Raw genomic sequence first — 20,429 nt, 5'->3', positions numbered from 1 at the left:
ATTTAATTATGCATATAATAATATGCTTTAATATGAAAATAAAATATGTTATTGAAATTGGGGGATAAAAATGAAGTATTATTTAGTAGCTTTATTTGACGAAGAGTCTTATAAATACATGGAAGGGATTCAAAGAAGTATATGTAGAAAGTATAAATTATATAAAAATATGCCTATGCTACATATAACATTAGAGATTATAGATGATCCCGATATAGAGGAATTAAGTAGAATAGTAAATAACATAATAAGTCCATACAAAAAATTTAAGGTAATGATAGATGGAGCAATATGCTTTGATCCACCATATAAATCTGTAAACCTTAAATTACAAAATAAAGGATACATATCAAGATTAGCCAGGAAAATTAACGATACTTTAAAGTTAAGTAATTTTAAAGTAAGAGATAATATAGATAACTGGGATTTACATATATCTTTAGCAAATACAAATTATGCTCAAAGAGAGTGGAATAGTAGAGAGTATTTAAATGCATGCGAAATGACAAAGGGGAAAAATGTAAAGAGAACAGCTACTATAGAAAGAATAGAATTATGGAAGCCTATTAATAATAGAAAAGAGATGGTAGTAAAGTCATTTCCTTTAAGAGAATTTTAATAGATGAATTTATATTATAAGTTTAAATAAATAGATAATTAAAATTAAGACCCTAGGTATATAGAACTAATATACCTAGGGTTGAGTTTATATATCTAATATATTCTTTTTGTAACAAGCATAGCACTTTCTTAGGTTAGTCATTTCTGAATCAAGTTCCTTTTGTAAATTTGAAAGCTCTTCATAATTATTATTATCTGCAGCTTCTCTAATTTTCGAAAATAAACTTTTATGATTATGAGTATCTTTCATTATATATTGTCTCAATTCGTTAATTTTCATCCAGTTGGACATATCTAAGTCAGAGGCAGTGTCTTTGGAATGTAGCATTTTACAACTTCTAATCTCTTCGGTATAGTTGTTTATAAGTCTATGAGAAATTTCAGTGATCCATCTATTTATAGCGGTCAATTTAAAACTATTTATTATTTTATCACTGAATATATCTCCAGCTTGGAGCGCCTTTAATTTTTCAGGATACTTACTAAAAGCGGTTAAATTTTCATACACAGTTGCAGGAGCCTTTCCAAAATATCTCTCTCTTTCTTCTACTGTAAAATATTCAAATACATCTTCTTCGGATCTATATGCTCTTTCTTTTTCTAAATAGGAAACTTCTTCATCAGGATTTTTAGATAATTCAATTAATAAATCATCTTGGGATCTATTGTTTTCTATAGCGTATTTTATTCCATCTAGCATAGTTAAATAAAGGGTTGCTATAGCCAAATAAGTATTTGTATGAGGATTTGGAGATCTTAATTCAAATCTTGTAGCCAGAGAGTTTTGTAAATCTCTAACTACACCTACAAGTACAGTTCTATTTCTAGAAGGAAGTTCGACTGAATGACCAATAGAAGTAACTATACAAATAGGAGCCTCAAACCCAGGTTTTAATCTTCTTAAGGAGTCATTTGTGGAAGATATAAAAGGATTAATTACTTCATAATTTTTCAATATCCCCATAAGTGCAGAATATCCAATGCTGCTCAAAAAGTGTTTTTCATCCGTTGAAAATAAATTAAGTTTTTTTCCATTCTTCAATTTAAGGGCAATGCCGATATGAACATGTTTACCGCTACCTGCTACCTCATCTACAGGTTTAGCTAGAAAAGTAACATCAAGACCATTTCTTCTAAAGGTTTCTTTTATCATAGTTCTTGCGAGAAGTTCATTATCAGCACATTGAAGTGGATTTGAGTATTTCCAATCTATTTCCAATTGCTCCATAATATGAGTAAGATTTCCTGTGTCATCTAGTTTAGCTTTTACTCCTCCAACTTCTTTATGTCCCATCTCTGGACAAAGGCCGTAAGATTCCAATACCATAATAGATTGCTCTAACGAAGTTCTAACAGTACCTTTCGTTCTAGTCCAATACTGCTCATGAAGAACTTGAGAAGTAGATAATTCCTCTATTTCTGCTTTATCATTAGGGGTTTTAACCCAAAATTCTAACTCAGTAGCAGAGGTAACATCAATATGGTCAATATCATTGTAATTAATTCCAAATGATGATAGTGAGTCAGGGTAAGCTTTAAATAAGTCCATTAGAGAAGATTTAAAGAATTCGATGGAGTTTTTTAGTATATATCTTGAGTCTATAGGCTTATTATCATGATAAAGGTAGCAAGGGATGCGAAGAGTACCGATAGGTTTACCAGTTTCTAAATCTATATGCTCGTAGTTATGGTCAACAAACCAATTAACATCTAAATCAGCAATCATGTCAATTTTTCCATTGTTTAAAGATGCAATTCCTGGGAAGGATACTGAGGAACCGTCAGTTTGAACCGAACCTTTTAAAAAGGTGTCTATGTCTTCCATAAAAATTGATACAGGTATTTTTTCATCTGTGTCATTTCCAGCTAAATCTACACCTACAAAAGAAACAAATTTAATTTCAGGGTTTGAGTTGAATATTGAACGGAGAGCCTCTTTAGAGTGATCATCTTTGTGTATTACATAAATTAAGTCTTTTAACATATTTTACCTCCCTCAAACAAAAGTTTAGCATAGAATTTTATATTTTTGATTTTATAATTATATATGTTTATTTGTCAATAAGAAAGTAGAGTTGATATAGGCAAAAAATGTGAAAAAATTACATAATATTTAAGTTATCTTAATGTATACACTTTATTATTAAATGCTGTATAATTAAAGGGTAAATGGCAATAAATGAAATGGAAAGGAGTGACTATACAATGGAAAATAATAAAACTATATTAATATATGGATTTACAGAGGAAGAAAAAAGAACTTTGGAGAATTTGGTGAACATGAAAAAACTCCCATCATACAAGGTGATAGAAAAAAAGATGTGCAACATGACTATTAATGATATTGTAAATGGATTGAAATTAGAAATATTTAATGTTGAAAATTTACCAGAGGAAAAAGTAATACTTTTTAATAATCTAAGTGATATAGAGCTAGATGGGGCGATAAGTTCTGTAAGGGGAGTGTTCAGTCCGTCACCCATTCTTGCAGTAGTTACCCCTACTTCTATTGAGTGGACATTTAAAGATCTATTAGAACATTTAATTGAAGAAAGAGAATGGTTTAAAAAACGAGGTGTTTAATTATGAGCAGAGTAGGAGAAAAAATAAGACAGTTAAGAAGTGAAGTTGGACTATCTCAAAAACAGCTAGGGAAAAAGCTTGGTGTTTCAGAAAGTTTTGTAAATGAGGTGGAATTAGGTAAAAAAGTAATTAACCAAAACTTAATAGATAGAATAGGGAAAGTTTTGGGTAAAGATTTAAATGACATCACTATGTCTTTTGAAGAGGAAGTATTTCAGAAAGAAGAAAAAAACTTTAATTATGAACCTAAAAAAGAAAAGGTAAATGAAATATGGAACGAAGCTTTTGGTTCAGTATTAAAAAATATACCTATATATGAATATTCATTAAATAAAGCATTAGGATCAAAGCAGTTACCTATAGTAGGAAATAAAATAGAAGGATATGCTCAAGATAAAGTTTTTTATTTAAAAATTGAAGATGATGAGATGATAGGATTTAGAATATGTAAGGAAGATTTAGCTCTTGCAGTTTCTACTCAAGAAATAATAAATAATTCTATTTGTTTAGTTGAAAATGCAGGTGAAAGAAAAATTAGACAAATCAAGAAATTAGATAACAGTAAAATTCTTTTAATTAGCAATCCTAACAGTGTTAGAGCAGATACTGTAGATGTTAAAAGCCTAAAGGTTATTGCTAGACTTATAAGATTGGAAATAAATTTATAAATTCAAAATGTCATGTAATGTTTCTGTAGCCTTCGCTCACATGCATAGGGCTATTACATAATGTATAATAATCAATATTTGTAAAACATAAAAGAGCTAAGTATGTAGTGAAATAGCGACTTTTACTGGAGCGGCTTCACTTCATGCTTAGCTCTCTGTTTTTTAGAGGTGCAATTTTAATATATTTTTTCAATCTTTACATCTTTATAAAAAGTACCTAGTATTTCCTCATAGCTTGAGCCTTTTTTAGACATTTCCATAGCTCCATTTTGAGTCATACCTACACCATGACCATATCCTCCACCGTAGATTGTAAATCCTTCAGAGTCTTTTTCGATGGCAAAGAAGGAGGAAGGTAAAAAATTACTATTGATTAAAGGCTCTTTTTTATGCCTTATTATAGGAATTATTTCCCCGGAAAAGTCTTTGTTGCATCTTATGGCGCTTCTTATATTATAATCACCTTTAACATTTACTGTAATATTAGTAAACAAAAAAGAAATTTCCATAATATTTCCAAATTCACTTCTTTTTAATACTTTAATGTCTTTTATATTGCCTAATTCAGGGATATCATTAATCTTTGCATTGTTTTGCAATATTTCAATAAAATTAGGCCTTCTTTCATGTATTATCTTCAGTGATTTTTTTAAGCTGTTTTCTAAAGCATTTTTTGAAAAGTGAGCATACCATCTAAAGTAAGGTGATTCGCTGTCTATAGCCTTTAAATCTTTATTTTTATAAAAGCTCAACCATTCATTTTCATTATTAGGGAGCGATTTATCATCGACATAGGAACCTTTATAGTAATAGTTTTTATTTTCACTAGACCAATCTGCATTGAACCATACATCTTCGTATGCAGTAGCAACTCCAGCAGAACTAGAGTAATATTTTGCATCTATAGGTTCATTATTAGAAGTCATTATTAGCCCTTTAGTATCTAATACTGCTCTACTAGCTAATTCATTAGTTTCCATGTTATTGTAAACTTGGCTTTGGGTACTATCATCTACATAAAAACCCAAATGTGCAAATCTATTTTGAAGCATATCGGATAATGCATAAGTTCTAGCTGCTATAGCCTGACATTTTAACGATTCTAATCCTCCACTTGAAGGCATTTCAGAGGGAACAACTTTGAATAAATACTCTTCCATATCTACTTCATTTATCATATATAAACTATTTTTATCATTAGTAAATTCTAAGGTGCCAGAATAGCTAGGTGTAAACTTAGGTATACCTCTGGTAATATTATCAATTTTAATATTATTACCTTTCAAGTATGTTCTACTGGAAAAAACCTTTATTTGATTATCTATGTTGAATTCTATTTTATCATTTAAAGCTGATATTTTGATTTTTGTATTTTTAGGAATAGTTTTTTTATAATTCTCTTTCAGATTATATAAGTTAACTTCCTCTAAACACGTTAAATCAATCTCGCTATGTTTCAAAGAATTAAAGCCTGTAGTAGAAATTCCAACTCTCATACTAGATAGGTCATAAGGGGTAATAATAAAAGTTTTTATATTATTTTTCTTATTTAGATATGTTTTTATGTTTTCTTTTCCTATAAGTATTTTTTTCTTTGATAGAGGATAAATATTATTATTTTTATCTAAATAATAAAAAGTAATTGAATCATCAGCTTTTAATTCTCCAGATAGTTCTAAATCATAGATGCCATTATTTGTTTTCATTACTCTTTCCTCTATAGGAGATAGAACTTTTACATTAAAGGCTTTAAAAAAATTATAATTGTAGTTTATTACTGTTCCTACAGGATATTTTTTATCAAACTTAACTTTGTATAATTTTTCGGATACATATATTTCGGAATAATTATCGTTAGAAGTAACAACTACAGCATGCTCTTTAGTTCTAGGGAAACATACTATAGTTAAAAGTATAGCAACAAGAAACACGACTGTGGTTATAAATTTTTTCATATAAACAACCTCCACATATATAATATACTATACTTTAAAATATTTAATGAATTGAGAAAATATAACATTTATATATTTTGTAATAATATAGTTTATGAGGTATAATTTATTTATTATTATATTTAGTAAAATTTAGTACAAGGTTATAATTAAAGGAGGAAATACAATATGAAGGGCACAATAGTATCTACATGGCTTAAAACCTGCAGAAAGCTCTACGATGACGAAACTGTTAATAAAGCTATGGAATCTGTTGGATGGAATAACAATAAGATTTTCACTCCTATTGAAACTGTTGAAGACAAAGAAGTAAAAGACGTTATTCAACATATTGCAAAGGATAAAAACATAGATGTAAAAAAGTTATGGAGAGAGATAGGTAAGGATAATATAAAAACCTTCCATAATGATTTTCCAGCATTTTTTGAACACGAAAATTTATATTCATTTTTTAAATCTTTATTCGATGTGCATGTTGTTATGACTAAAAAATTTCCAGGGGCTAAGCCGCCAATTGTTACAATTGAACCTATATCAGATAGACAAGCTATTTTTTCTTATTCCTCAAAGAGAGGTATGTTTGACTATTTCTTAGGATTAATAGATGGCAGTATGGGATTTTTTAAGGAAAACATTAATGTAGGTGAAATTGAAAGAACAGATTCTTCCTTAAAACTAAAACTTACTTTCGAAAAGGATATCTACTATAAAAAAACATATAAGTTTAACAAAGTTCTTTCATTAGGATTTATTGAAAATATTGGAGGAAAAGTAGCTTTATTTACATTTGTAGTTTCATTTATCAGTAATATCTTGATAATGGGTACGAAGAATATAAGTAAAGCAGGTATATCATCAATTATAGCTGCAATAGCTTCTTTTATAGTGGCACAGCTACTCATGATGCCTAAGGAATTAATAAAAAGTGAACTAGAAAAGATAAAAGAAAATAAATATTTAGAAGACGGGGATATAGTAACTGGAGATTTTTTTGAAGATTTCTTTAAGATTATAAAAGAATATAAGAGTATTATTAAAGCAGATTTTGTTGGATTCAAAGGTGTTACCGATGAAATGAATAATTTTGGAGGTAGTATTAACACTATATCAGATTCTATGAGACACACCTCAGAAGAGATTGCAGGAGTAGTAGAACAAGTAGCTAATTGTGCAGTTACTCAAGCTGAGAGCACACAGCATGCTGTAGCTGTTTTAAGCGATAATATTGAAAATTTAAGAGGGATTGTAGGTAGAGAAAACATAAATAAAGGAGAACTTGAAAAAGCATTAGACAAAATTAGTAATAGTTATAACAATGTTAATAATACAAGCAAAAATATTTTAGATACTTTAGAGAAATTTAAAGAGGTCAATAATAAGAGTTTAGAGCTAGAAAATAAGGCTAAAGATATAACAAATATAGTATCAATAGTATCTCAAATATCGGAACAAACAAATTTATTAGCATTAAACGCTTCAATTGAAGCTGCAAGGGCAGGAGAGCAAGGAAGAGGCTTCGCTGTTGTTGCTGAAGAAGTAAGAAAGCTTGCAGAACAGACGAAAATAGCTGTTGAAGAAATTAATTCAAACTTAGTTACTTTCGCAGAAGAAACTAAGGTATTGTCAGATAAAATAGGAAACCAATATAATATATTACAAAATGAAACTAAGAGTTTAGAAAATGTAAGAGATATAAGTTACGAGGCTACAACTTCTGTTCAATTAGTAGCAGGTGACATGATAAATACTATAAATGATTTAAATAAAGAAGCACATACTATAGAAAGCATATTTCAAGATATAGAATCTTTGGCTGCTATTGCTCAGGAGAATTCTGCTTCATCAGAAGAAGTGAGCGCTAGTGTAGCAAACTATACACGAGAAATTAAAAAGCTGGTAGATACTATTCACCAGTTTAGAAATATTACTGAATCATTTAAAGGAGATTTAAGTAAATATAAAATTTAGACAAGGGTTCCAATATGGAACCCTTATTTTTTTAAGTAAAATACGCAGCATTGAATTAAAAATATAAGACTTATTAAACCAAAGGCTGGGTAAAGAAAAGTAATTAGCTTAACAAATCCAATTTGAGAAAGAGGAATAGCAATACACATTACTAAAAAGCACCCTTTTTTATAAGAAATTTTAAAAGTTTGTTCTAATGTTTTGCTCACACTATATATATCAGATACTTCAGTAGAAAACATTTCAAACCATATTATTGTAAGTAATAAAAATTGAAGAACTTTTCCAAATCTATTGGCAACATATAATAATGGTATTTCATATTCAAATATATAGGGCATATTTAGCATTAAGAGTAAATTAATTATTAATGATAACACTGTCAAACAGATTGCTCCTAAGGTAATGCCAGTAAACATGTATCTTTTTTTGGGAATTTCTTTTGCCAGTGGTACCATTACACCGGAAGCAGATAAAACATTAAAGCTACAATATAATAAGCTTGAAAAAAACCAATTTTTTTTATGAGTGGTTAGAGTTTTTACATATGAAAGGCTTGTATTGTCATTAAAAAATATATAAAGTATAAACAAAGTTATTATTATTATTGTTAGAGAAGGCACTATCATTGAATTTATTTGTATAAGTCCTTTAGTGTCTTTAAGTAATACAAACATTGCCATGATAGACATGAATATTATGCCCACCCATTTATTTAAATTAAAGTATTGATGTATTAAGGCACCACTTCCTGCCAATATTATAGCAGATCCACTTATTAAAAATAATGTAGTTATAAAGTCAGTAACTTTACCTAAAAAACCAGGACTTACAAGTTGGATTAGTTCATTATAAGAATTTAACCTATATTTTATGCTTAAATCTACAATTATGTACCCCGATAGAATATAGATAATGCAGCATACGAATATACCAATAAAGCTTTTATATCCATATGTAGAAAAAAATTGAGTTATTTCTTGACCAGATGCAAGTCCTGCTCCAACAATAGTACCTATAAACACAGCAGCAATTTGAAATACTAGTTTTAAGTTCTTAAACAAAAAATTCTCCTCCTAATATTGATAAAACTATTCTCTATAAATATATAGTAAAATTTCAAAATAATGATTTTATATATAAAAATTTTAATTTTGAGGAAAACTATATATAGAAATGGAGGAATGAAATGTGGTAAGAATTAAGGAATATCTTATATTTATTTGTATTTTCATATTTGCGTTAAGTTTTAATGGATGCAGAAGAATTGATAAAAAGCCAATAACAGAAAAAGAAATTGATAAAGTCTTTGACATTAAGGCAGCAGAAAATATAGTAAATAGTTATATGAATCAATTAATAAAGGAAGATTATGTAAATGCATCAAAATTTTACTCAAAAGAACTTGCAGCAAATACAGAAAAGAGCAATGAAAAATCTTTAAAAATAAGAGGATATAATATTAATGAAATTATAGAACTAGGAAGGGCTGGAATCTTCAAAATTAGAGTAACTAAAATGAACAATAACAGACCCTATACTTCTTTAGAAGAGGTTACAATTAAAATAGCTAAAGAAGATACAGATTATAAGATACAAGATATAAACTCTGCTATGGAAAGAGAGGCTTTTGAAAGGGATGGTAATTTAAGGATTAGAACAAAAAATAATGTAGATAATAATCTTCTCATAGATGATAGCGGTATGCCGAACTATGAATTTTCTAAAGAGGATAAAGGAAAAACTAATAAAATAGTAGTTCCTAAAAATAACTATGGACCTATGATATTCTCATATAATGGAGATAGCATTGTAATAACTACATATGACAAAGATAGTTATATTGGCCTAGTAAAAATTGATGAGAGTATGACAGTACAAGGAGGGTCTGCTCAAGATCAAGGGGAAGCTGAAGGTCAGGGGGCACAAGAGGGTGGTGCGCAACAACAAAATCAACAAAAAAATAGAGCTAAAGAAAAACCTATGGGAAAAAATATTAAATCATTAGATTTATTAAAGGATTCAAAAGTAGAATATGTAGCATTTTCACAAAATGAAAAATATGTTATTGCTCAATATAAAAAGGCTGAGGGAAGGAGCATAAGAGTGTATACTTCTGAAACTGGAGATATGATACCATATAATTTTGAAAAATATTATCCTATGAATAAGGTGGATGTAGTATTTACCTCCTTTGATAAGGATTTATTAAATTATGAGGTTATACCAAGGGTTAGTTCTGATAAATCTATCGGTGAATTACTAGGTAGATGGCAGTTGGATCTAAAGGAGTATAAGGTTAAAAAAGTATAATATGAACAAATATTGAAAGGACTATACCTGTAGACTATAATGTTTATGGGTATTTTTATATCAATTATTATGAAATGGAGTTACATGTATGAAAAATTTATGGGGAGATAAAAGATATTATTCATTAAATTATTTTTTAAGAGAAAAGTTTGGATGCAAGGTATATAAGATATCTTTAGATGCAGGTTTTTCATGTCCTAATAGAGATGGAAAAATAAGCAGTGGAGGTTGCGTATTTTGTAGTGCTAGGGGATCCGGTGACTTTGCAGGAGACAGAGGATACTCAATATCCAGGCAATTTAATGATATTAAAACATTAATGCGAAAGAAATGGAAGGAAGGAAAGTATATAGCATATTTTCAGGCATATACTAATACCTATGCATCAGCCTCTGTATTAAGAGAGAAATATGAAGAGGCATTAAATCATGAAGGAGTTGTAGCTTTAGCAATAGCTACTAGACCTGATTGTTTAGGAGAGGAGGTTTTAGATCTTTTAGAAGAGCTAAGCAATAGAACCTATTTATGGGTAGAGCTAGGGCTACAAACTGTAAGTGATGAAACAGCTAAAATAATAAATAGAGGATATTCTTTAGAGGTATTTGAGCAGGCTTTAGAGAATTTAAGAAAAAGAAAAATAGATGTGGTAGTCCACAGTATTTTTGGTTTACCAAAAGAAAATAGAGAAGACATGCTAAAAACAGTTAAATATTTATCATCTAAAGATATTCAAGGTATCAAATTTCATTTATTACATCTTATGAAGGGAACTCCTTTAGTGGACTTATATGAAAGGGAGGAGTTTAGATTCTTAGAAGAAGAAGAATATATAGATATAATATGCGAGGCAATAGGATTGTTAAGGGAAGACATAGTGGTGCATAGATTGACAGGAGATTCACCGAGAGATTTATTGATTGGGCCAAAATGGAGTTTAAAGAAGTGGGAAATATTAAATGCTATTCACAGTAATCTAGAAGAAAAAGGAATATATCAAGGAGTATACTTCCCTAAAGAATAGATAGGTTATTCTTGGATAATTTGTGAATAGAAATAAAATTATGACAACGGTACAATATTAATGTATAATTTTATTATTGGGAGAATTTCCATGTAGTAATATTACTTTGAAAAAACGAGAGATAGCTCGTTACTTATTAATATTGTAAATGGAGTTGAATAAAATGAAGATTGATGTTATGATTTCAGCGGATCATATAAACAAAGAAGAAGTTATAGGAAAAACCATAGTGGTTATAGATATTTTAAGGGCTACTTCTGTTATTACTACAGCTATAAACAATGGCTGTAAAGAAGTTATTCCAGTGATAGAAATTGAAGAAGCTTTAGCAATAGCAAATGAAGGTGAGTGTATATTAGGTGGAGAAAGAAAAGCTTTGAAGATAGATGGTTTTAATTGTTCAAACTCTCCTCTTGAATATACACAAGATATAGTTAACAATAAAAGATTGATAATGACTACAAGCAATGGAACAAAAGCAATAAAAAGATGTGAAGGAGCTAAAAATATACTTATTGGTGCCATGATAAATGCCAAAGCGGTGAGCGACAAAGTATTAAATTTAGAAGAAGATATAGTAATTGTAAATGCAGGAACCTATGGACAATTTTCAATAGATGACTTTATATGCAGTGGATATATTATTCATTGTATATTGGATCAGAATCCCAAAGTTGAACTAACAGATATCGCAAAAACGGCTCTTTTTATATATAAGCAAAGTACTGATTTAAGCTTTATTAAAGAAGCAACTCACTATAATAGAATTGAAGAATTAGGTTTACTTAAAGATTTAGAATATTGCTGCCAAAAAGATATAATAGATATTGTTCCTGAGTATATAGATGGAAGAATTAAATAATTAACAGTGGAAAGTTAAAGGGATTTTGCATAATAAAATCCCTTTTTTATTTTCTACTGCCAATGGGAAGTTAATTATATATTATATTTCTTCTTTATCTTGTGTTAATATATTATCCGATGATTTACTTTGTTTATTTAATTTATCTTTTAATTCTTTATTTTGTTTTTGTAATATCATTATTTGTCTTTTTTGTATAGATATTTTGTTATCTAAATAATAAATTATGCAGAGAGATGAACATAAAATAATTAGAAACAAAAACCACATAAAAAGAATCTCCTTCAAAAATTACTTATTATATTCTATTCAATAGAATATTAAATCTACACAAATACAAAAGATACTTAGAAAATATCTGTTTCTAAGTATCTTTTATGTAAATTTTATACCGCTTTTGTTAGTTCATCATAGTTAAATATAAATAAGTCTGCTAAATTCATAATTTTTTCTTTCTGATCATCTGAATGTATATCGTGAACACCAACTACTTTCATTCCAGCTGCTTTTGCACCTATTACCGCAGGAAGTATGTCCTCAAAAACTATGCATTCCTTTGGATCAACTCCTAATTTTTCAGCACACAAAAGATAAACATCAGGGAAATTTTTACCTCTGGATACTTCGCTAGTTGTTGTTATGCAATCAAAATAATGAAGTATATCATTGTTTTTTAAAGCTATTTGAAGAAGCATATCGCAATTGCTGGTAGCTAGTCCAATCTTTATTCCAGAAGATTTTAGTAAAGAAAGAAATTCTTTTGCTCCAGGTTTTAATTTTACATTGTTTGAGTACTCTTTTAAGGCTATGTTGTTCCATTCGTCCATTATATCTTCTACACTATCTTCTAAATTAAATCTTTTCTTAAAATAGTTTGCAGTCTCATTGAAACTTAAATGTTCAATATTTTCTTTTAAATCTTTAGGCATATCAATATTTCTTTTTTTTAAATATTCTACATCTACAGTATGCCAAACCCACATTGAGTCTACTAAAGTACCGTCCATGTCAAATATGGCACCTTTAATATTTTTTAACATAAGTTTACAACCCCTTTTGTTTAGATATTTACACAATATAAATAGCCAAGTTATCTTGGCTATTTATTTAGACATTTATATTATAACTAAAATTCCCTCTCAAAGATAAGTATTTTTTCTTTAGATTTAAAATCTTCTACAGAATTAATATCTAGATTCTTCAAAACTTCGATCATACAACTACTATCAACAGATACTTTGATTTCTGAATTTTGGGCGAAGTCATCTACAGCATCTTTACCGAGTTCTTTTGGTATTATAACTTTAGGGCCTCCAACGCACCCGCCAACACATCCCATACCCTCAATGAAGTTAGCGTTTATTTCACCTTCCTGAAGTTGTGAAAGTATTTTTTTGCATTCAATAACTCCATGAACTTGAGCGGTCTTTAAATATTTAAATTTATTTGGAAATAATCTTTCTATAGCTTCACTTACAGCGATGGATACTCCGCCAGTACGGGCATATAGTCTTCCGCCCCTTGAAGCATATTCATTAGAGAGATCTTCTTCTAACTCTTCTGGATAAATTTCATATGTATCGAATATATCTTTTAATTCTGTAAAGGTCAAAACAAAATCTATATCTCCCAATAGATCTTTTTCTTTAGCCTCTGCTTTCTTAGCGACACATGGACCTACGAAAACTACTTTACAATGAGGATTTAATTTTTTTAGCACTCTTCCAGCTGCAATCATAGGAGATACAGAGGGAGACACATTTTTAACCAATTTGTTATATACTTTTCTTAACATTCCTACCCACATAGGGCAGCAACATGAAGTTATCATAAAATCTTTTTCGTTTTTTATAAAATGATCATACTCAACAGCCTCTTTTAAAGTGAGCATATCAGCAAAGAATGCTACTTCAACCATATCTGTAAAGCCTAGTTTTTTAAAAGCAGTTCTTAACTTATTTATATTTACGTTTTTGCCAAATTGGCCTGTAATGGCTGGAGCTACAGCAGCTATTACTATAGATTCATTTTTCAATAAGTTTAATAATGGTAAAAATTCAACTTTATCTAAGATACCACCATTTTTACAATTATTTATACATATGCCGCAATCTACGCAAAGATCCTTGTTGATATATATTCTATTATCTTTAGGATCCCTCATAATAGCATTAAGTGGGCAGGAATCTTCACAAAGAGTTCTACCAGAACTCTGATGGCAATCTCCATTGCAAGATGAAAATCTTGAAACTACATGATAGTTAGGAGTATAGTTTTTTATTGCTTCTTCTATGTTCTTTATATAGTCTTTATTAAAATCAATTTCTACACCAGAGAGAGAGGATACTATAAAAGCAAGCTTCTCCTTATCTATATTTTCTTTAGCAAATAAATCCTGTAGTTTATTTTGAAAATTGTCTTCTTTATAGGCTTTTATAAGTTCTTTAAAAATAGATCTGTAGTCATCATTCACTATAAATCAACTCCTTTTTACATCATCCAACTGCCATATATAAAAAAATAAAGCAGATGAATGTATTCATCTGCTTTATTTTTCTCAAATATCTTTTTTTTATTACAAATTGGTCGGGGTGACAGGGATTGAACCTGCGACCTCATGGTCCCAAACCACGCGCGCTCCCATCTGCGCCACACCCCGTGGACAAATCTATTATAATGTATTTCCATGGAAAAATCAATATGATTTTATGTTAAATTTAAAAAGGGGCAAATTATTTTGCCCCTTTCTCTTTATCTCCTGAGCCACGTGTAGGAACTGTAGAAACTACAAACCCTACTAATAGTGATAATAATGCTGGAGCTACAACGTTAACATAGGCTATATATCTGGTTCTATATAGAACTAAAACAGATATAAGTGTAATTCCTACGCTTATAATAAAAAGATATATTACAAATTTTGCAAGTGAATTAAAGAATTTTTCATATAGCCTATGTCTTGTAGGACCGCTTATTATATTTTTGAAAAAAATATAGGAAATAATAATTAGTATCAAATTTACTACTGCAGATATTAAAAAATTTCTCACAAGAAAACACCTCCAATATGACTTATAATTATTGTTACCACATTAAAGGTGTTTTACACTTTTAAATAAAATTTTTATAAATACTTTATTATTTCAAAAACATTTCTCCTACTTTATAAATATCTCCAGCGCCTACAGTTAAAAGTAAATCTCCTGGAAGTAAGTTTTCTCTTAGATATTTAACTATATCTTCAAAACTATGAAAATTTATACAAGATAATCCCTTTTCTCTTATTTTATCCCCTAAGATTACTGAATTTACTATTCCAGTATCTTTTTCTCTTGCAGCATATATATCTGCTAAAATTATCTGATCTGCTCCATCAAAGCATTCCGAAAATTCTTTAAGTAAAGTGTATGTTCTAGTATAAGTATGGGGCTGAAATACACATACTATTCTATTATGAGGATAATTTTTTGAGGCATTTAAAGTTGCTTTTATTTCTGTTGGATGGTGAGCGTAATCATCTACTACAGTTACACCATTTTTAATGCCTTTTAATTCAAACCTTCTATGAGTTCCATGAAAACTTTTTAAACCTTCTACTATGTGTTCATAACCTATATTTAAAGCCAAGCATATTCCTATACTTGCTAAGGAGTTTAGCACATTATGCTCTCCGGGAACATTAAGGTCTACAGTAAATAAAAAATTACCATCTTTAATTACTTTAAAAGAACCACAACCTTTTTTATCATATGTAATATCTGTAGCTTGGATACATCCTTTATTTAAACCATAAGTTATTATATTGCAATCTACGGATTGTAAAACTTTATCCATATTATCATCCTCAGCGTATGCAATTAAATAACCATCCTTAGGTATCATTTTAGCAAAATCTATAAAAGCTTTTTGTATTTCAGTTATATCTTTATAATAGTCTAAGTGGTCCTCATCTATATTTAGTATTACTCCCACATAAGGGAAGAATTTTAAAAATGAGCCTTTATATTCACAAGCTTCAGTTATGAAATATTGGCTATTTCCAGTTCTAACATTTCCATTTATTATATCTAATTCTCCACCAACTAATATAGTAGGATCTAACTCAGCTTTTATAATTATGTGCGAAAGCATAGAAGTAGTAGTGGTTTTTCCGTGGGTACCAGAAATTGCTACATTATATTTATGATCTTTCATCAGATTGCCCAAAAATTCAGCTCTGTCCATCAATGGTATGTTTAGATTGGAAGCTCTCAATAGCTCAGGATTATCCTTTGAAATAGCAGCTGTGTAGACCACTAGTCCTATATTGGTATCTATATTTTCCCTCTTATGGCCAATATAAATTTCTGCACCTTTATTTTGCAATGTATTAGTTATATTAGAACTATTTATATCAGAACCTGATACATTATAGTTTTTTTCTAAAAGTATTTCAGCTAAACCGCTCATACTTATTCCACCAATTCCAATAAAGTGAATTTTTTTATCCATACTTTTGATAAATTCTAGCGACAAAGTAATCAACTCCTTAAAAATTAACTCCATTAAATAATTATATACAAAAACTACTGAAAAAAACACATTGTTGTGATTAAATATTGTAAAACTTATATAAAACATTGATTATATATAATATTTAGAATAAAATATGAATAATAAGATAATTATTTAATAAAATAATTCGTAAGAATAACGGATAGGTGATATATTATGGAAAAATTTACACGTAATCAAAGAATATCAGCAATTACTAAGATATTAATAGAAAATCCAAATAAAATAATAAATTTAAATACATTCACAGAAAAATTTAATGCGGCAAAATCAACAATAAGCGAAGATTTAATTGCTATAAAAGATATTTTATCAAGACTTTCTATGGGAAGAGTAGAAACTATATCAGGAGCAGCAGGTGGAGTAAGATATGTTTGTGGCATATCAGAAGAAGATAGATTAAAATTTGTTGAAGAATTATGTATGATTTTAAAAGATAGAGAAAGAATAATACCAGGAAACTTTCTCTATGTAACAGATTTAGTTTTAAATCCATATATTATTCAAAGAGCAGGAACAATATTAGCATCAGCTTTTAATAATTTGAACGTAGATTATGTAGTAACTGTAGAGACGAAAGGGATACCACTTGCATACGAGGTTGCTAAAATGTTAGGTGTGCAACTTGTAGTAGTTCGAAGAGAAACAAAAGTTACAGAGGGATCCACCGTTACAATAAATTATGTATCAGGATCTACTAATAGAATACAGAATATGTCTTTATCTAAACGAGCAATTAAAAGTGGTAGCAATTGTGTATTCATAGATGATTTTATGAAAGCTGGAGGAACTGCTTTTGGTATAATCGACTTATTAAAAGAATTTGATAGTAAGCTAGTAGGAATCGGTGTGTTAATAGATAATATAAGTATTGAAAAGAAGTTAATAGAAGAATATGTTTCCATCATAGAATTTGAGGGATTTGACCCAGATAATAATGTAATAGTATATCCTTCTAAAAGATAAAATTACAAAAGTTTTTAAATTTTTATAATTTTTTAAAAATAAAGAAGGAAAAATGAAATTTATATAGAATAATATAATGTACATAAGCATCTCGGAGGTGGAGTATCTATGGAAATTACAGATGTAAGGGTTAGAAAGATTGCTGCTGAAGGAAAAATGAAAGCCATTGTGTCAGTGACCTTTGACAATGAATTTGTTGTTCATGATATAAAGGTAATTGAGGGTCAAAATGGTCTGTTTATAGCTATGCCTAGCAGAAAAACTCCTGATGGAGAATTTAAAGACATAGCTCATCCAATAAATACACAAACAAGAGAAAAAATTCAAAAAGCAATTTTAGATCAGTACGAAAAAGTTAAAGACGAATCAGAAGAAGAAGTAGAACAATAGGAAAAGGAGTAGAAATACTCCTTTTTGTATTTGGGAATTTTCTGAATATGTTTAATATGGTTGAAATTAGTGTCCATATAAAATATAATTAAATAATGAAATAAGTGAAATAATTGACCTTAAAGAGGTGATAAAATGTATAGTTGTGCTGTAGTACTAGCAGCAGGAGAAGGAAAAAGAATGAAATCTACCACACCTAAAGTTTTACATAAGGTATGTGGCAAAGAAATGATAAACCATGTTATAGATACTTTAAGAGAAGCTGATATTAATGATGTTAATATAATTATTGGAAATGGTTCAGAAAAAGTAAAAGAAAATACTATATCAAAAAATGTAAGTTATTCACTTCAAGAAAAGCAGTTGGGAACTGGGCATGCGGTAAAATGTGCAAAGAATTTTTTGGAAGGAAAAAAGGGAATTGTGGCAATTTTTACTGGTGATGCTCCATTAGTTACAACTGAAACTGTTAGCAAACTTGTATCCTTTCATCAAGTAAACGGTTTTAAAGGAACAATACTCACATCAATAGTTGAAACTCCCTATGGTTATGGCAGAGTAATAAGAGAAAAAAATGGAGAAGTAAAAAAGATAGTCGAGCATAAGGACTGTTCTGAAGAAGAATTAGAAGTAAATGAAATTAACGCAGGCATGTATTGTTTTGATATAGATGCCCTTTTAAGTAGCCTTGATAATTTATCTAATAGTAATGCTCAAGGAGAATACTATTTAACAGATGTGATTGAAATATTGAAAATTAAAGGTGAAAAGTTAGGAGCTATGCCCGTTCCATTTGAGGAAACAATGGGAGTTAATTCTAGAGTTCAGCTTGCTGAAGTAGAAGATATTATGAGAAGAAGAATTAATAATAAACACATGGAAAATGGTGTAACACTTATAGATCCTAAAAACACCTATATTGATGCAGAAGTAATTATTGGAAATGACACTATTATATATCCTGGAAATGTAATAGGAGGAAAAACAATAATTAAGAAAAATTGTGTTTTATATCCTAATTCAAGAATCCAAGATAGTACAATAGAGTCTGGAGTTACAATTCAGAGCTCTGTTATATTAGAAAGTTGTGTAGGCAATAATACTACCGTAGGTCCTTTTGCCTATATAAGACCAGATAGTGTAATTGGAAAATCAGTGAGAATAGGAGATTTTGTTGAGATAAAAAAATCCACTATAGGCGATCATACTAAAGTATCACATTTAACTTACATTGGAGATGCAGAGGTAGGAGAAAATTGTAATTTTGGATGTGGCACTGTTGTAGTCAATTATGATGGAAAAAATAAATATAAGACTATTATTGGCGATAATGTATTCATAGGTTGCAACACAAATTTAGTATCACCAATAACGATAAATAATAATTCATATATAGCGGCAGGGTCCACTATTACTGAAGAGGTACCAGAAGACGCTTTAGCAATAGCTAGGGCAAGACAGACAAACAAAGAAGGATGGGTAACAAAAAAAGCATTTAATAAATAGTACTAAGGAGGTTTACTCAATTATGAGTCAAGGTAAAGGTTTGAAAATTTTTACAGGTAATGCACATCCAAAGCTGGCTAAGGATATTGCAGATATATTAGGGGTTCCGCTAGGAGATGCAAAGGTTGGAACTTTCAGTGATGGAGAGATATGTGTAGATATCAATGAAACAGTAAGGGGAGTAGATGTTTTTATAATACAGCCTACAAATGAACCTGTAAATGATAACTTAATGGAGCTACTTATAATGATAGATGCATTTAGAAGAGCTTCAGCAGGAAGAATAACTGCAGTTATGCCATACTATGGATATGCTAGACAGGATAGAAAAGCTAAAGCGAGAGATCCAATTACAGCTAAATTAGTAGCGGATATTCTAACAGCAGCAGGAGCAGACAGAGTATTAACTATGGACTTACATGCATCTCAGATACAAGGATACTTTAATATACCAGTAGATCATTTATTAGGAGTTCCTATTTTAGGAAAGTACTTTGCAGAAAATGGATTCGACCAGAGAGACGATGTAGTTGTAGTATCTCCAGATCTAGGAAGTGTTACTAGAGCTAGAAAATTTGCTGATAGAATTCATGCTCCAATAGCTATAATAGATAAAAGAAGACCAAAGCCAAATGTATCAGAAGTTATGCACATAATCGGTGACATAAAAGATAAGACATGTATACTTATAGATGATATGATAGACACAGCTGGTACTATAACAAATGGTGCAAATGCATTAGTGAAAATGGGTGCAAAAGAAGTATATGCTTGCTGCGCTCATGCGGTATTATCAGGACCTGCAATAGAGAGAATAAATGAATCAGTAATAAAGGAATTAATAATGTTAAATACAATTGATCTTCCAGCAAGTAAAAAAAGTTCTAAATTTAAAGTGTTATCAGTAGCACCTGTATTTGCGGAAGCAATAAGTAGAATATACGAAGAAGTTTCAGTAAGTAAATTATTTGAACAATAGTTGCATAAAAAGGAATGGTTTTACTCTAATAAAACCATTCCTT

18 protein-coding genes and 1 tRNA gene are annotated in these 20,429 nt (G+C 29.5%); 11 read left to right on the top strand and 8 right to left on the bottom strand.

What is annotated here, in order from left to right; genetic code table 11:
* Positions 1-70: 70 nt before the first annotated feature.
* Positions 71-619 (top strand): 2'-5' RNA ligase family protein, encoded by a 549-nt coding sequence (locus KQI86_RS18480; protein ID WP_216440904.1) that lies wholly within the window; start codon positions 71-73, stop codon positions 617-619.
* Positions 620-706: 87 nt separating this feature from the next.
* Here the strand turns inward: KQI86_RS18480 and KQI86_RS18475 are convergent, their stop codons facing one another.
* Complete coding sequence (locus KQI86_RS18475) at positions 707-2,605, bottom strand: type I glutamate--ammonia ligase (RefSeq protein WP_216440903.1); 1,899 nt, start codon at positions 2,603-2,605, stop codon at positions 707-709.
* A 221-nt stretch (positions 2,606-2,826) separates the two neighbouring features.
* On the opposite strand from KQI86_RS18475, the gene KQI86_RS18470 reads away from it, so the two are divergent.
* A complete protein-coding gene (locus KQI86_RS18470) occupies positions 2,827-3,204 on the top strand; it encodes a DUF3783 domain-containing protein (RefSeq protein ID WP_216440902.1) in 378 nt (125 codons plus the stop codon).
* 2 nt (positions 3,205-3,206) lie between these two features.
* A complete protein-coding gene (locus tag KQI86_RS18465) occupies positions 3,207-3,872 on the top strand; it encodes a S24 family peptidase (RefSeq protein ID WP_216440901.1) in 666 nt (221 codons plus the stop codon).
* 176 nt (positions 3,873-4,048) lie between these two features.
* Here KQI86_RS18465 and KQI86_RS18460 read toward each other — a convergent pair whose 3' ends face one another.
* Positions 4,049-5,827 carry a SpoIID/LytB domain-containing protein gene (locus KQI86_RS18460; protein ID WP_216440900.1) on the bottom strand — a complete coding sequence of 593 codons (1,779 nt, stop codon included), beginning with the start codon at positions 5,825-5,827 and terminating at the stop codon, positions 4,049-4,051.
* A gap of 168 nt (positions 5,828-5,995) precedes the next feature.
* Between KQI86_RS18460 and KQI86_RS18455 the strand changes: the two genes are divergently transcribed.
* Positions 5,996-7,795, top strand: a complete 1,800-nt coding sequence (locus KQI86_RS18455) for a heme NO-binding domain-containing protein (RefSeq protein WP_216440899.1) — start codon at positions 5,996-5,998, stop codon at positions 7,793-7,795.
* A gap of 23 nt (positions 7,796-7,818) precedes the next feature.
* Here KQI86_RS18455 and KQI86_RS18450 read toward each other — a convergent pair whose 3' ends face one another.
* Positions 7,819-8,859, bottom strand: a complete 1,041-nt coding sequence (locus KQI86_RS18450; protein ID WP_216440898.1) for a YkvI family membrane protein — start codon at positions 8,857-8,859, stop codon at positions 7,819-7,821.
* A gap of 127 nt (positions 8,860-8,986) precedes the next feature.
* Here KQI86_RS18450 and KQI86_RS18445 point away from each other — a divergent pair, with 127 nt between their 5' ends.
* The 3 genes from KQI86_RS18445 (at position 8,987) to KQI86_RS18435 (ending at position 11,991) form a co-directional block, all read left to right on the top strand.
* A complete protein-coding gene (locus KQI86_RS18445; RefSeq protein ID WP_216440897.1) occupies positions 8,987-10,108 on the top strand; it encodes a hypothetical protein in 1,122 nt (373 codons plus the stop codon).
* A gap of 88 nt (positions 10,109-10,196) precedes the next feature.
* A complete protein-coding gene (gene mnmL, locus KQI86_RS18440) occupies positions 10,197-11,129 on the top strand; it encodes a tRNA modification radical SAM protein MnmL/YtqA (RefSeq protein WP_216440896.1) in 933 nt (310 codons plus the stop codon).
* A gap of 163 nt (positions 11,130-11,292) precedes the next feature.
* Positions 11,293-11,991: a 2-phosphosulfolactate phosphatase family protein gene (locus KQI86_RS18435; protein WP_216440895.1), complete on the top strand. Its 699-nt coding sequence runs from the start codon at positions 11,293-11,295 to the stop codon at positions 11,989-11,991.
* Positions 11,992-12,377: 386 nt separating this feature from the next.
* Here KQI86_RS18435 and KQI86_RS18425 read toward each other — a convergent pair whose 3' ends face one another.
* The 5 genes from KQI86_RS18425 to murC form a co-directional block, all read right to left on the bottom strand.
* On the bottom strand, positions 12,378-13,031 hold the full coding sequence (locus KQI86_RS18425; protein WP_216440893.1) for an HAD family hydrolase: 654 nt from the start codon (positions 13,029-13,031) through the stop codon (positions 12,378-12,380).
* An 86-nt stretch (positions 13,032-13,117) separates the two neighbouring features.
* Complete coding sequence (locus KQI86_RS18420) at positions 13,118-14,464, bottom strand: [Fe-Fe] hydrogenase large subunit C-terminal domain-containing protein (protein ID WP_216440892.1); 1,347 nt, start codon at positions 14,462-14,464, stop codon at positions 13,118-13,120.
* A gap of 110 nt (positions 14,465-14,574) precedes the next feature.
* Positions 14,575-14,650: transfer RNA gene (locus KQI86_RS18415), tRNA-Pro, on the bottom strand.
* Between the two features lie 73 nt (positions 14,651-14,723).
* Positions 14,724-15,041 carry a hypothetical protein gene (locus KQI86_RS18410; protein WP_216440891.1) on the bottom strand — a complete coding sequence of 106 codons (318 nt, stop codon included), beginning with the start codon at positions 15,039-15,041 and terminating at the stop codon, positions 14,724-14,726.
* Positions 15,042-15,129: 88 nt separating this feature from the next.
* The gene (gene murC / locus KQI86_RS18405; protein WP_216440890.1) at positions 15,130-16,506 is read right to left on the bottom strand and encodes a UDP-N-acetylmuramate--L-alanine ligase; all 1,377 of its coding nucleotides are present in this window, start codon (positions 16,504-16,506) and stop codon (positions 15,130-15,132) included.
* A 195-nt stretch (positions 16,507-16,701) separates the two neighbouring features.
* On the opposite strand from murC, the gene purR reads away from it, so the two are divergent.
* The 4 genes from purR (at position 16,702) to KQI86_RS18385 (ending at position 20,386) form a co-directional block, all read left to right on the top strand.
* Positions 16,702-17,511 carry a pur operon repressor gene (purR, locus tag KQI86_RS18400; RefSeq protein WP_216440889.1) on the top strand — a complete coding sequence of 270 codons (810 nt, stop codon included), beginning with the start codon at positions 16,702-16,704 and terminating at the stop codon, positions 17,509-17,511.
* 108 nt (positions 17,512-17,619) lie between these two features.
* Entirely contained in the window at positions 17,620-17,901 is a 282-nt protein-coding gene (gene spoVG, locus KQI86_RS18395; RefSeq protein ID WP_216440888.1) for a septation regulator SpoVG, read from the top strand.
* Between the two features lie 135 nt (positions 17,902-18,036).
* Positions 18,037-19,407, top strand: a complete 1,371-nt coding sequence (gene glmU, locus KQI86_RS18390; RefSeq protein WP_216440887.1) for a bifunctional UDP-N-acetylglucosamine diphosphorylase/glucosamine-1-phosphate N-acetyltransferase GlmU — start codon at positions 18,037-18,039, stop codon at positions 19,405-19,407.
* 19 nt (positions 19,408-19,426) lie between these two features.
* On the top strand, positions 19,427-20,386 hold the full coding sequence (locus KQI86_RS18385) for a ribose-phosphate pyrophosphokinase (protein ID WP_216441014.1): 960 nt from the start codon (positions 19,427-19,429) through the stop codon (positions 20,384-20,386).
* Positions 20,387-20,429: the final 43 nt, after the last annotated feature.

Origin of the sequence: Clostridium mobile (assembly GCF_018918285.1) — a bacterium.
GTDB lineage: Bacteria > Bacillota > Clostridia > Clostridiales > Clostridiaceae > Clostridium_AW > Clostridium_AW mobile.
Note: the sequence above shows the minus strand (reverse complement) of the source record. Positions and strands in the feature narration are given on the sequence as shown.

Coding starts and splice junctions, on each gene's coding strand:
- KQI86_RS18435 (WP_216440895.1), top strand. CDS start 11,293: ATGAAGATTGATGTTATGATTTCAGCGGATCATATAAACAAAGAAGAA.
- KQI86_RS18425 (WP_216440893.1), bottom strand. CDS start 13,031: ATGTTAAAAAATATTAAAGGTGCCATATTTGACATGGACGGTACTTTA.
- spoVG (WP_216440888.1), top strand. CDS start 17,620: ATGGAAATTACAGATGTAAGGGTTAGAAAGATTGCTGCTGAAGGAAAA.
- mnmL (WP_216440896.1), top strand. CDS start 10,197: ATGAAAAATTTATGGGGAGATAAAAGATATTATTCATTAAATTATTTT.
- KQI86_RS18455 (WP_216440899.1), top strand. CDS start 5,996: ATGAAGGGCACAATAGTATCTACATGGCTTAAAACCTGCAGAAAGCTC.
- KQI86_RS18470 (WP_216440902.1), top strand. CDS start 2,827: ATGGAAAATAATAAAACTATATTAATATATGGATTTACAGAGGAAGAA.
- KQI86_RS18480 (WP_216440904.1), top strand. CDS start 71: ATGAAGTATTATTTAGTAGCTTTATTTGACGAAGAGTCTTATAAATAC.
- purR (WP_216440889.1), top strand. CDS start 16,702: ATGGAAAAATTTACACGTAATCAAAGAATATCAGCAATTACTAAGATA.
- KQI86_RS18465 (WP_216440901.1), top strand. CDS start 3,207: ATGAGCAGAGTAGGAGAAAAAATAAGACAGTTAAGAAGTGAAGTTGGA.
- glmU (WP_216440887.1), top strand. CDS start 18,037: ATGTATAGTTGTGCTGTAGTACTAGCAGCAGGAGAAGGAAAAAGAATG.
- KQI86_RS18475 (WP_216440903.1), bottom strand. CDS start 2,605: ATGTTAAAAGACTTAATTTATGTAATACACAAAGATGATCACTCTAAA.
- KQI86_RS18460 (WP_216440900.1), bottom strand. CDS start 5,827: ATGAAAAAATTTATAACCACAGTCGTGTTTCTTGTTGCTATACTTTTA.